Origin of the sequence: Caenispirillum salinarum (genome assembly GCF_044803115.1) — a bacterium.
GTDB lineage: Bacteria > Pseudomonadota > Alphaproteobacteria > Rhodospirillales > Rhodospirillaceae > Caenispirillum > Caenispirillum salinarum_A.
In genome coordinates this window covers 4,202,241-4,215,057 of the sequence record NZ_CP085224.1, presented here as the reverse complement: position 1 = coordinate 4,215,057, position 12,817 = coordinate 4,202,241, and the positions used below count along the sequence as shown (strand labels likewise).

9 protein-coding genes are annotated in these 12,817 nt (G+C 67.7%); 2 read left to right on the top strand and 7 right to left on the bottom strand.

Features of this window, described 5'->3' with window-relative positions; translation table 11 throughout:
• Window positions 1–108: 108 nt before the first annotated feature.
• From hydA to LG334_RS19285, 5 genes are all read right to left on the bottom strand, one after another.
• The gene (gene hydA, locus LG334_RS19305) at window positions 109–1,569 is read right to left on the bottom strand and encodes a dihydropyrimidinase (RefSeq protein ID WP_404380581.1); all 1,461 of its coding nucleotides are present in this window, start codon (window positions 1,567–1,569) and stop codon (window positions 109–111) included.
• 90 nt (window positions 1,570–1,659) lie between these two features.
• A complete protein-coding gene (locus LG334_RS19300; protein WP_404380579.1) occupies window positions 1,660–3,201 on the bottom strand; it encodes an NCS1 family nucleobase:cation symporter-1 in 1,542 nt (513 codons plus the stop codon).
• Between the two features lie 51 nt (window positions 3,202–3,252).
• The gene (preA, locus tag LG334_RS19295; RefSeq protein ID WP_404380577.1) at window positions 3,253–4,533 is read right to left on the bottom strand and encodes an NAD-dependent dihydropyrimidine dehydrogenase subunit PreA; all 1,281 of its coding nucleotides are present in this window, start codon (window positions 4,531–4,533) and stop codon (window positions 3,253–3,255) included.
• Between the two features lie 33 nt (window positions 4,534–4,566).
• Window positions 4,567–5,979, bottom strand: coding sequence for an NAD(P)-dependent oxidoreductase (locus LG334_RS19290; RefSeq protein WP_404380575.1), 1,413 nt, complete (start codon window positions 5,977–5,979; stop codon window positions 4,567–4,569).
• A 62-nt stretch (window positions 5,980–6,041) separates the two neighbouring features.
• The gene (locus LG334_RS19285) at window positions 6,042–7,319 is read right to left on the bottom strand and encodes a Zn-dependent hydrolase (protein ID WP_404380573.1); all 1,278 of its coding nucleotides are present in this window, start codon (window positions 7,317–7,319) and stop codon (window positions 6,042–6,044) included.
• Between the two features lie 644 nt (window positions 7,320–7,963).
• Between LG334_RS19285 and LG334_RS19280 the strand changes: the two genes are divergently transcribed.
• Both LG334_RS19280 and LG334_RS19275 read left to right on the top strand, forming a co-directional pair.
• Window positions 7,964–8,587 (top strand): TetR/AcrR family transcriptional regulator, encoded by a 624-nt coding sequence (locus tag LG334_RS19280; protein ID WP_404380571.1) that lies wholly within the window; start codon window positions 7,964–7,966, stop codon window positions 8,585–8,587.
• Between the two features lie 4 nt (window positions 8,588–8,591).
• Window positions 8,592–9,530 (top strand): AEC family transporter, encoded by a 939-nt coding sequence (locus tag LG334_RS19275; RefSeq protein ID WP_404380569.1) that lies wholly within the window; start codon window positions 8,592–8,594, stop codon window positions 9,528–9,530.
• Window positions 9,531–9,656: 126 nt separating this feature from the next.
• On the opposite strand, the gene LG334_RS19270 is transcribed toward LG334_RS19275, so the two are convergent.
• Both LG334_RS19270 and metK read right to left on the bottom strand, forming a co-directional pair.
• On the bottom strand, window positions 9,657–11,333 hold the full coding sequence (locus LG334_RS19270) for a methyltransferase domain-containing protein (protein WP_404380567.1): 1,677 nt from the start codon (window positions 11,331–11,333) through the stop codon (window positions 9,657–9,659).
• Between the two features lie 13 nt (window positions 11,334–11,346).
• Entirely contained in the window at window positions 11,347–12,522 is a 1,176-nt protein-coding gene (gene metK / locus LG334_RS19265) for a methionine adenosyltransferase (protein ID WP_404380565.1), read from the bottom strand.
• Window positions 12,523–12,817: the final 295 nt, after the last annotated feature.

The window sequence follows — 12,817 nt, the reverse complement described above, 5'->3', positions numbered from 1 at the left end:
GAGACGGGAACGCCGGCTCCGACGAAAAAGAGGGGAGGCCCTGCAGCAGGGCCTCCCCCAGTGTCGGCCGTTGATCCGTGTACGCGGTCGGCCTGGGAGGGGTACCGGTTATTCCGCGGCGGTGGCCGTCGCGCGGTTGACGGCGGTGGGGCGGGTGCGCTCGGCGGTCTTCTTCAGCACGTCGAACACGGGCTGGAAGGCCGGGCGGTCGATGTAGCGGCCGGCGCCGCGCTCGACGTTCAACTGGCCGTCCTTCCACACCACCTTGCCCTGGCTGACGGTGACCACCGGTAGGCCCGTGACCTCCATGCCCTCGAAGATGTTGAAATCGATGTTCTGGTGGTGGGTCTTGGCCGAGATGGTCTTGGTCGCCGCCGGGTCCCACACCACGATGTCGGCATCGGCGCCCGGCGCGATGGTGCCCTTGCGCGGGTGGATGTTGAAGATCTTCGCCGTGTTGGTGGAGGTGACGGCCACGAACTCGTTCATGGTCAGGCGGCCGGCGCCGACGCCGTGGGTCCAGAGCGCGGCCATGCGGTCCTCGATGCCCGCCGTGCCGTTGGGAATCTTGGAGAAGTCATCCTTGCCCATGGCCTTCTGCTCGGTGCAGAAGCAGCAGTGGTCGGTCGCCGTGGTCTGGAGGTTGCCCGACTGCAAGCCCTTCCACAGCGCCTCCTGATGCTCCTTCGAGCGGAACGGCGGGCTCATGACGTGGGCGGCGGCGTAGTCGTAGTCCGGGTGGCGGTAGACGCTCTCGTCGATCAGCAGATGGCCCGCCAGCACCTCGCCATAGACACGCTGGCCGTCGGCGCGGGCGCGGGTGATGGCGTCCAGCGCCTCCTTGCAGGAGTTGTGGACGATGTAGAGCGGCGTGCCCAGCACCTCGGCGATGCGGATGGCGCGCTGGGCGGCCTCGCCCTCCACCTGCGGCGGGCGGGACATGGGGTGCGCCTCCGGCCCCATGATGCCCAGGTCCTTCATCTTCTGCTGAAGCCGGAAGACCAGCTCGCCGTTCTCGGCGTGGACGGTGGGAATGGCGCCCAGTTCCAGCGCTCGGCTGAAGCTGTTCGCCAGGATCTCGTCGCCGGCCATGATGGCGTTCTTGTACGCCATGAAGTGCTTGAAGCTGTTGACGCCGTGCTCGCGCACCAGCGTGCCCATGTCCTCGGACACGCTTTCGTCCCACCACGTAACGGCGACGTGGAAGGAGTAGTCGGCGCAGGCTTTCTCCGACCATTCGCGCCACTGCTTCCAGGCGTCCATGAGGCGCTGCTGCGGGGCCGGGATCACGAAGTCGATGATCATGGTGGTGCCGCCTGCGAGGCCCGCGGCGGTGCCGGTGTAGAAATCCTCGCTGGCGACGGTGCCCATGAAGGGCAGCTGCATGTGGGTATGCGGGTCGATGCCGCCCGGCATGACGTAGGCGCCGCCGGCATCCACGATTTCCGCGCCGGCGGGGGCGTCGAGATTCTCGCCCACCGCGACGATCTTGCCGTCCTCGCACAGGACGTCGGCGCGGGTGGTGGTCTCGGCGGTGACGACGGTGCCGCCCTTGATGAGAAGTGCCATCGGATATACTCCCAGGTCTCGTTTTGGCCGTCTTGTCGTTGCTTTGGGAAAGGGTGGGGGAGCCGTTCCGGGCTCCCCCCTCCCGTCAGGTCAGGCGGTGGGGGCCGCCTCGGTTTCCATCTGCGCGGCTTCCGCGTGCCGCTTGCCCCACATCAGGCCGCCGTAGAGGAGGCCGGCGATGAACAGGCCGACGAACCAGGCATAGCCGTAGAGGGTCTTCCAGAAGGGACCCACGCCCTCGATGATGCCGGCGGCGTCAAGGAAGCCCGGCAGGTTGGGCAGGACGCCGACCGCGAAGGCGAAGATCGCCACCCAGTTCCAGCCGTTCGTGTAGGTGTAGCGGCCGTGGGCGCGGAACATGTCCGACACCTTGGGCGCGGTCTTGCGGATCAGGAAGTAGTCGACGATCAGGATGCCCGCGATGGGGCCCAGCAGGGCCGAATAGCCCACCAGCCAGGTGAACAGGTAGCTCCCCGCCGTCTCCAGCAGCTTCCAGGGGAACATGGCGATGCCGATGCCGGCGGTGATGTAGCCGCCCATCTTGAAGCTGATCTTGTTGGGCGCGAGGTTCGAGAACCCGTAGGCCGGAGCCACCACGTTGGCCGCCAGGTTGGTGGTCAGCGTCGCGACCATCAGGGCGGCCAGCGCCACGATGATGCCGACACCGCCCATCTTGCCGGCCAGCGCCACCGGGTCCCAGATGGGTTCGCCGAAGATGACGACGGTGGCCGACGTCACGGCGACGCCGATGAAGGCGAACAGCGCCATGGGCAGCGGCAGGCCGACCATCTGGCCCACCACCTGGTCCTTCTGGCTGCGGGCGAAGCGGGTGAAGTCGGGGATGTTCAGCGCCATGGTGGCCCAGAACCCGACCATGGCCGTCAGGCCCGGCCAGAACACGGCCCAGAACTGGCCTTCCTTTTCGCCGCCTTCCACGAAGGCCGACGGGGTCGACAGCATCTCGCCGAAGCCGCCGGCCTGGATGTAGGCCCAGCCCAGCAGCGCCAGGCCCATCAGCAGCAGGAAGGGGGCGGCCAGGTTCTCAAGCCAGCGGATGCTTTCCGTGCCGTGGCGGATGAACCAGACGTGCAGCGCCCAGAAGGCCAGGAAGCACAGCGTCTGCGCCCAGTCGATGCCGAGCACCGGCAGCGGGTCGCCCTTGAAGATGCCGCCGGTCAGGGTGTTGAGGATGACGTAGATCGCCATGCCGCCGACCCAGGTGTTGATGCCGAACCAGCCGCAGGCGACCAGCCCGCGCATCAGCGCCGGCAGCTTGGCGCCGCGCGTGCCGAAGGAGGACCGCAACAGCACGGGAAACGGAATGCCATGCTTCGTGCCCGCATGGCCGATGAGCATCATGGGGATGAGCACGATGACGTTGCCGGCCAGCACGGTCAGCACCGCCTGCCACCAGGCCATGCCCTCCGACACCAGGCCCGCCGACAGCATGTAGGTGGGCACGCAGACGACCATGCCGACCCAAAGGGCGGCGATGGACGACCACTGCCAGGTTCTGGCCTCCGGCGTGGAGGGGGCTAGGTCCTCGTTGTAGAGGCCGGGGTCGGCGCCGGCGAAGCGCTCGTGCGCCACGCCGAACTCGTCCCGGACCTCCGTATAGTTGGTCTCAGTCATGAGAGAAGCTCCCTGTTCATTCCCGTGGGGGATGGGCGCTCCCGCTTTTTGTCAGGCGGGTTCCTTGCGCATCGGATTGTTGGGGTGCTGGGTCCAGTTCCGGTACGTCTCCCCGTCGTCGACGCGCTCCATGGTGATGCAGTCCGGCACGGGGCAGGCGAGCATGCACAGGTTGCAGCCGACGCAGTCTTCGTCGACGACCTCGAACTTGCGGTCGTCGGGCTCCGCTCCCTGGTGGAAGCGGATCGCCTGGTGGCTCGTGTCCTCGCAGGCGATGTGACACAGGCCGCACTTGATGCACTTGTCATCGTCGATGCGGGCCTTGATGTCGTAGTTCATGTTCAGCTGGTTCCAGTCGGTCACGTTGCCGACCGCCATGCCGCGAAAGTCCTCGATGGTGCGGTAGCCCTTGGCGTCCATCCAGTTGTTCAGGCCGTCGATCATGTCTTCCACGATGCGGAAGCCGTGGTGCATGGCCGCGGTGCACACCTGGACCGAGCCGCAGCCCAGCGCGATGTACTCCGCTGCGTCGCGCCAGGTCGAAATGCCGCCGATGCCCGACATGGGCAGGCCGTGGGTGGCGGGGTCGCGGGCGATTTCGGCCACCATGTTCAGGGCGATGGGCTTGACGGCGGGGCCGCAGTAGCCGCCGTGGGTGCCCTTGCCGTCGACCACGGGGTTGGGCGCCATCTGGTCCAGGTCCACCGACACGATGGAATTGATGGTGTTGATGAGCGACACGCCGTCCGCCCCGCCGGTCTTGGCGGCGCGCGCGGGCACGCGGACGTCGGTGATGTTGGGCGTCAGTTTCACCAGGCAGGGCAGTCTGGAATACTTCTTCACCCAGCCGGTGACCATCTGGACGTATTCGGGCACCTGGCCGACGGCCGCGCCCATGCCGCGCTCGCTCATGCCGTGGGGGCAGCCGAAGTTCAGCTCCACGCCGTCGGCGCCGGTTTCCTCCACCAGCGGCAGGATGTACTTCCAGTCCTCCTCGTTGCACGGGACCATGAGGCTGACGACCACGGCGCGGTCGGGCCACTTCTTCTTGACGTCGGCGATTTCTGCCAGGTTGACGGCCAGCGGCCGGTCGGTGATCAGCTCGATGTTGTTCAGGCCGGCGATGCGGGTGCCGTTGTAGTCGATGGCGCCGTAGCGCGACGACACGTTGACCACCGGCGGGTCGATGCCCAGCGTCTTCCACACGACGCCGCCCCAGCCGGCGCGGAAGGCGCGCTCGACGTTGTACTGCTTGTCGGTGGGCGGCGCGCTCGCCAGCCAGAAGGGGTTGGGCGACTTGATGCCGGCGATGGTGCAGGAAAGGTCCGCCATGTCTCGGTTCCTTTAAGCTTGTCGGGGCGCGCGTCAGGCGGGCTGGGAAGCGGTGGCGCCGGCGCCGGGCCCGGTGCCCGTGGCAGCCGCCGTGCCGGTGGCGAGACCGGCGCGCAGCCAGGCGTCGATGGCATGGGCCGCGATCTTGCCGTCCTCCACGCCCTGGACCGTCAGGTCCTGGCCGCCGGCCACGCAGTCGCCGCCGGCCCACACGCCGTCCATGGAGGTGCGGCGGGTCTCGTCGACGGCGATGCGGCCGCCGTCCATCTCCAGCACCGCCGCACCGTCCTCGGAGACGCTGGCGGGGACGAACATCTGCCCGATGGCCTTGAGCACCGTGTCGCAGGGGATGACGGTGGTCTCGCCGGTTTCCGTCAGCCTGCCGTCGGGGCCGGTGGCGGTGTAGGCGAATTCCACGCCCGCAACCGTGCCGTCCTCGGCGATCACCCGCTTGGGGGCGAGCCAGTGCTTGACGGTGACGCCGTTGGTTTGCGCGAACTGCTGCTCCACCCAGGTGGCGGACATGTTGTCCTTGCCGCGGCGGTAGACGAGGGTGACGTCCTCCGCTCCCAGCTTCCTGGTCTGCACGGCGGCGTCGACGGCCGTGTTGCCGCCGCCGATCACCACCACGCGGCGGCCGACGGGCAGGGCGGACAGGTCTTGCGCCTGGCGGATGTCGGCGATGACGTCGACGGCGTTGTACACGCCCGTCAGGTCCTCGCCGTCACAGCGCAGGGCGTTGACCGCGCCCAGGCCCAGGCCGAGGAACACGGCGTCGTACTGGGCGCGCAGGGCGGCCAGCGTGAAGTCGCGGCCGAGCGCCTTGCCGGTCTTTACCGTGATGCCGCCGATGGAGAGGATGTAGTCGACCTCCCGCGCGGCATAGTCGTCGACGGTCTTGTAGGCGGCGATGCCGTATTCGTTCAGGCCACCCAGCTTCTCGCGCGCCTCGAACACCGTCACGTCATGGCCGAGAACGGCCAGACGGTGCGCGCAGGAGAGCCCGGCCGGGCCGCCGCCGACCACGGCGACGCGCTTGCCCGTGGGTGCCGCGCGCTCGAACAGCTGCGTGCCGGCGGCGAACAGCTTGTCGGTGGCGTAGCGCTGGAGGTTGCCGATCTCGACCGGCTTGTGGCCCTCGGCGTTGCGGACGCACTTGTCCTCGCAGAGGATTTCCGTCGGACAGACTCGGGCGCACATGCCGCCCATGATGTTGGCGGAAAGAATGTCGGCCGCCGAGCCCTTCAGGTTCCCCGTCGTGATCTTCTTGATGAAGCTGGGGATGTCGATGCCCGTCGGGCAGGCCTTGATGCACGGTGCATCATAGCAGTAGTAGCAGCGGCTGGCCTCGATGACGGCGTTCTTGTCGTCCAGCGGCGGGTGGGCGTCGGCGAAGTTTTCCGCCAGGGCCGCCGCGTCCAGGCGGCCGGCCTTGATGTCTCCCATGGGTCCCATGGTGCTCCCCGTTCTTCTTTGCGGTTGTTGGGTCGGGCGTGTGGAGAGCGGCCTTACTCGGCCGGCTCCGGCTGCGCCTTGGCGGTTTCGTTGGCCTTCTGCAGCATGGCGTGCAGCAGCACCTCGCAGCCCGCGGCGATCCATTCCGGCTTGGCGTCCTCCACCTCGTTGTGGCTGATGCCGTCGATGCAGGGCACGAAGATCATCCCGGCCGGCGCGACGCGGGCGAGGTAGCAGGCGTCGTGACCGGCGCCCGAGACCATGTCGCGGACGCTGAACCCGCCTTCCTCCACGCCCTTGCGGACGGCGGCCACACAGCTTTCCTCGAACTTCACCGGCTTGTAGTAGAAGATCTGCTCAAGCTGGCTTTCCAGGCCGATCTCGGCGGCTATGCGCTCGACCTCGGCGCGCATCTCCTTGTCCATCTCGGCCAGCACCTCGTCGGAGGGATGGCGGAAGTCGATGGTGAAGAAGACGTTGCCCGGAATGACGTTCCGCGAGTTGGGGTAGACCGTCATCATGCCCACGGTCGCGCAGGCGTTGGGCGCGTGCTTGAGGCCGATGCGGTTGACCGCGTCCACCACGCGCGCCGCGCCCAGCAGGGCATCCTTGCGGCGGTTCATCGGCGTCGGCCCGGCGTGGCTTTCCACACCCGTGAAGGTCACCTCGTACCAGCGCTGGCCCTGCGCATCGGTGACCACGCCGATGGTCTTGTCCTCGGCCTCCAGGATCGGGCCCTGCTCGATGTGCGCCTCGAAGTAGGCGCCGACCGGGTGGGCGGCGTGGCTGGCGTCGTCGGGGCCGGAGTAGCCGATGCGCTCCAGTTCCTCGCCCATGGTCCTGCCGTCCTGGTCCTTGCGCGACAGGCCGTAGTCCAGGTCGAACACGCCCGCGAAGACGCCCGACGACACCATGGCCGGGGCGAAGCGCGAGCCTTCCTCGTTGGTCCAGACCGCCACCTCGACCGGCGCTTCGGTCTCGTAGTTCAGGTCGTTGAGCGTGCGAATCACCTCCAGCCCCGCCAGCACACCATAGACGCCGTCGAAGCGCCCGCCGGTGGGCTGGCTGTCCAGGTGGCTGCCGGTGACGATGGGCGGCAGGGCCGGGTTCTTCCCTTCGCGGCGGGCGAAGATGTTGCCCATCTTGTCGACGCGGATGGTGCAGCCGGCGTCCTTGCACCACTGCACGAACAGATCGCGGCCCTGCTTGTCCAGGTCGGTCAGCGCCAGGCGGCAGACGCCGCCCTTGGGGGTGGCGCCGATCTTCGCCATCTCCATCAGGCTGTCCCACAGACGCTCGCCGTTGATTTTCAGGTTCTGAAGCGCGGTCATCGTGTGCTCCCTGGGTCGGGGGATGCCCCTTCGGCCGGCTGGCGTCGGGCAAGCCGGGGGCGTTCGCGGCCGGCGGGGGAGCCGGACGCGGCGGTCATGGTCGGTGCGGGCAGACCTCTCCCGGCGCCGCGCTGGCCGACGATGCGGCGAGGCGCGAGCGTCTTCGCCCCGCGATGACGGGCGAAGGGGCGGAGGATCAACCGCGTGCGGATACACCTATCCCGTCAGCCGGCGCGCGGGTCGGGCGCGGGCGGGGCGGGCGTGTCCGCGAATGTCGTGGACAGTCGACGGCCGAAGTGCGGCCGCGCGGCCGTCGTCAGGTGGTGTCGGGGGTACTGAGGATGATGTCGCGCATGATGATCTCCCAGTTTTCGCCATCCCGTGCGCGCGGGATGGGCGGGTGTATCGGGTGGCGTGTCGAGTCCTCCGGGCATCAGCCCGCGGCTCACCTTTCCCGAGACGTTTCCGTCGGTGCGTCCATCGGCGCCTCCCTAGCTCCGGTGGACACGGACGCGCCCTTATGGTTTTTGTGGGTCGAGTCCGCTTCCGACATATTCATGCTAGCCATCGCTTGACCGATTGGTCAAGTTTGTATTCGAGCAATTTTCTGGGAAATTCACATGGCCTCGGCGCGAAAACCCGCATTGAAGTCCAACAAATCCGGTAACCGCGAGGAAACTCAGGCACTTATACTCAGCGCCGCCGAGCAGGTGTTTGCCGAATTCGGCTACAAGGGCGCCACAACCGGGCGCATCGCGGAACTGGCCGGCGTGCCGAAGGCCAACCTGCACTACTATTTCAAGACCAAGGAAAACCTGTATCACCAGGTGCTGGAAGACATCGTCAACACCTGGTTCGCGGCGGCGGCCGAGTTCGATTCGATCGAGGACCCGGAAGAGGCCATTTCCCACTACGTGCGGCTGAAGCTGCGCCTGTCGCGCGAACGCCCGCTGGGCAGCAAGGTCTTCGCCAACGAGATCATCCACGGCGCGCCCAACCTGATCGGGTATCTGCGCACCACGCTCAAGGACTGGACGGACGCCAAGGCGCGCGTGATCGAACAGTGGATCGCGCAGGGCCGCATCCGCCCCGTCGATCCGCACCACCTGCTGGTGATGATCTGGGCGACGACGCAGACCTATGCCGACTTCGGCGTGCAGGTCGCCGCCGTGCTGGGGAAGCAGGACCTGGACGACGCCGATTTCGAGACCGCGGCAGAGACGCTGACGCGCATCATCCTGCGCGGTCTGCTGGCCGACGCGGACTGACGCGGTGACGGAAACCCTCGGCATCGTCCTGCCCATCTTCGGCGTCATGGCGCTGGGATGGATCTTCGCCCGCCGGTCGCTCATATCCGAGGCCGGCGTTTCGGGCATCGTCAACTTCGTATTCTTCCTGGCCATTCCGGCGCTTCTGTTCCGCACGCTCGCCAACGGTGCGGTGGAGGGGCGGTTCGACGCGCGCCTGATCGCCGGGTTCTTCTCCGCCGCCCTGCTGCATTTCGCGCTGGGCTGGCTGGTGTCGCGCTTCGTCTTCCGCAACAGTGCCGAGGCCTGCGGGCTGGCGGCCATGTCGGGCGGCTTCGGAAACCTGGTGCTGGTGGGCCTGCCGCTGGTCCAGCGGGCTTACGGTGACGCCGGACTGGTGCCCTTGATGCTCATCATCATGGTGCACTCGGCCATCCTGTTCACCGCCACGACGCTCGCCATCGAGGCCGGACGCAGCGGCGGCGGCAGCTGGGTCCGGCGCCTGGGCGGGACACTCAAGTCGGTGTTCCTCAATCCCATCGTCATCGCGGCGTTGTCTGGACTGGTGTTCGGCATGCTCGGCCTGCGCCTGCCGGGCGTGGTGGACGAGACGCTGGCGCTCGTCGGCCGGGGTGCTGCGCCGGTGGCGCTGTTCGCCGTGGGGGCGACGCTGGCGACCTGCCGCATCGCCGGCGATCTGCGCGAGGCGCTGGTGATGACGGCGCTGAAGCTTCTGGTGCTGCCGGTGCTGGTGTGGGTCTTCGCCGCCCTGGTGTTCGAGCTGCGCACCGAATGGGTGACGGTGGCCGTGCTGGCCGGCGCCATGCCGGCGGGGGCGAACGTCTACGTCTTCGCGCGCAAGTTCGACATCTACGTCAACCGCGCGACGGCAGTGGTGCTGCTGTCCACCGTGCTGTCGGTGGTGACGCTGACGGCGCTGATCGCCACCCTGCCGCCGCCGTGAGGCATGAGCGCCTGACGGCGTTTGGGGCCAGCCCACCACCGGTCCGCGCGCCCGGTCAGTCACTACCGCCCAGTTCAGCGCGGAAGCGCGAGGGAGGCCGGGCCTCCCCCGCGAAAAACAACCCGCTTATTCCGGCTTGCGGAAGTGCAGGATGCCCCACGCCAGGTGACCGGCGGTGCCGGCCGTCACCCAGTTGTCCAGGCCGACCAGCATGCGGTCCATGTAGCCGCGGCTGCACACCTTGGCGACCTGGTTGTACTCCTCGCGCAGCACCTCGGCGACGCGGCCGTAATGGGTGGGCAGGTGGCCGGTGTAGTCCGTCACCGACACCACCTCGAACCCGACGCGGGCCGCCGCGTCCTTGTAGAAGCCGATGGATCCCAGGTTTTCCAGGTGGATGCGGTCGTAGACCGGCTGCAGGACGCCCTCGGGCACGTCGTCGGCTTCCATGGGGTCGGTGAAGATCATGTGCCCGCCGGGCTTGAGCACCCGGAAGGCTTCCTCCAGCACCCGCTCGCGGTCGCCCGAGTGCAGGATGGCATCCTGCGACCACACCACGTCGAAGCGGTTGTCGGGCTCGGGAATGTCCTCGAAGCTGCCGTGCACCACGGTCACCTTGTCGGACAGGCCCTGTTCCTCGGTCAGGCGGCGGTTGGTGGCGTTCTGCGTCTCGGAAATGTTGAGGCAGTGCACCTTGCAGCCGCGCGTCGACGCCAGGCGCCGCGCCGCGCCGCCATAGCCCGCGCCGATGTCGAGAACACGCGACGTCTCGTCCAGCGAGACCTGCTCGGCCATGGTATCCACCGTGCGGCGGCTGGCGTCCTTGATGGTTTCCCCGGCCTTGTCGGAATAGAGGCCGATGTGGATGTCCTCGCCGCCCCAGATGGTGAAGTAGAAGTTGTCGGCGTCGCCGCTGTCGTAATAGGTCTCGGCCACCGAGGCGATCTTCTCGCGGTCGTGGTCGCTGCGGCCGCGCTCGTGGGTCTTTTCGGCGATATGGATGAAGAAGTCCGGTTCGTCCTCCTGGTACGTCTCCTGGAAGTCGCCGAAGGTGCGCACGTACTGGAAGCCGGCCTCCGACAGCAGGCGGCGCGTATAGTTCTTGCGCAGCGGGAACATATTCAGGGTGTACTGCGACCCGTCGGGGAAGGAGTACTGGAACCGCGCCAGGCCGTCATCCATGTGCGCCGGCTCGGCCGTGACCTTGTCGCCACAGTAGTAATACTTGTGCTTGGACGAGTATCCGCTGTCCAGGATGGCGTCGTAGTTGCGCTGGTCGATGATCAGCACGCCGTCATGCTTCAGCGCGGCATAGAACTCCGCCAGCGCGCGGCGGCGGTCGTGTTCGTCGTGCAGGTGCGTGAAGCTGTTGCCCAGGCAGATGATGGCGTCGAACTTGCCGTGCAGGTCGCGGTTGAGAAACCGCCAGTCCGCCTGGCAGGTGCGCAGGATCAGACGGTGGTCCTTGGCGTTCTCGAACGCCTTGGCCAGCATGGCCGCCGAGCCGTCGACGGAGGTGACGTCGAAGCCGGCCTTCATCAACTGGACGGAGTGGAAGCCGGTGCCGGTCGCCACGTCCAGGATCTTCTTCTTGCCGCGGGCCTTGAGGATGTCGATGAAGAACTGTCCCTCGCTTTCGGCGCGGGCGTCCCAGTCGATCAGCTCGTCCCACTTCTCCACGAAGGTCTTCACGTACTCGTTGCGGTAATGGTCGCTGTCGCGCACCGCAAGCGGATCGTCGCCATAGTGCTGTGTCTTCGCCACCAGTTCGGCGTTCGGTTCCTTGGTGTCGATGGTCGCCATGGGTCGGCTCCTCTTATTCCGCGGGCACCAGCTTGCCGGCCTCGGCCATCAGGGCCTCGGCCTTGTCGGTCTTTTCCCAGGGGAAGCCGGACCGGCCGAAATGCCCGCCGGAGGCGGTGGGGCGGTAGATGGGCTTGAGCAGGTCCAGCATCGCGACGATGCCCTTGGGCCGCAGGTCGAAGTGCTCGCGCACCATGGCTTCGATGCGGGCTTCCGGCACCTTGGACGTGCCGAAGGAGTCGACGCGGATGGACACCGGCTGGGCGACGCCGATGGCATAGGCCACCTGGACCTCGCAGCGTTCGGCCAGGCCGGAGGCGACGATGTTCTTGGCCACATAGCGCGCGGCGTAGGCGGCGGAGCGGTCGACCTTGGACGGGTCCTTGCCCGAGAAGGCGCCGCCGCCGTGGCGGCCCATGCCGCCGTAGGTGTCGACGATGATCTTGCGTCCGGTCAGGCCGCAATCGCCCACGGGGCCGCCGATGACGAAGCGCCCGGTCGGGTTGATGTGGAAGGCCGTGTTGTCGTCCAGGAAGCCCTGCGGCAGACAGGGGCGGACGATTTCCTCGATGACGGCCTCGCGCAGGGTGGCGTGGTCGACGTCCTCGTCATGCTGGGTGGACAGGACGACGGCATCGATGCCGGTGGGCTTGCCGCCCTCGTAGCGCACCGAGACCTGGCTTTTGACGTCGGGGCGCAGCCACTTGAGCGTGCCGGACTTGCGCACCTCGCGCTGGCGCTCGGTCATGCGGTGGGCCAGTTCGATGGGCATCGGCATCAGCTCGTCGGTTTCGCGGCAGGCATAGCCGAACATCAGGCCCTGGTCGCCCGCGCCCTGGTCCAGGTCCAGGCCCGCGCCCTCGTCGACGCCCTGGGCGATGTCCGGCGACTGCTTGTCCAGCGCCACCAGCACGGCGCAGGACCGCCCGTCGAAGCCAAACCGCGGGTCGTCGTACCCGACGTCCAGGATGGTGTCGCGCGCGACCTGCGTGTAATCGACGTTGGCGGTGGTGGTGATCTCGCCCGACAGGATGCACATGCCGGTGTTCACCATGGTTTCGCAGGCCACGCGGGCCTTGGGGTCCTGCTCCAGGATCGCGTCCAGAACGGCGTCGGAAACGTTGTCGGCCAGCTTGTCCGGGTGGCCGGCGCCCACGGATTCGGACGTGAAGATGTAGGAGTCCGTCAAGGCTCTCTTGCTCCCTCTGTCAGGCGCGGGGGCGGGCGGCCGCGTGGCGTTGGCCGCGCGGGTCCGTGCCGCCCTCGGGCACATGGCGTTGTCGTCGGACGCGAGGCTCTCTCCGGCGGTCGCGCAGGCGTGCCGGTTGCCGTCCGCGGTGCGGGCGTGCTGTGTTTGTTCCTGCCGCGTGGCCCCCTTGCGGTGGTGCCGTATCGGATCTGGAACTCGCGCCGATGTGGGTCCGGAGCGCGTGGCCGGCTCCGGTCGGTCTGACGGGGCGCGCCACCCGCCGGTTCGGGGCGGC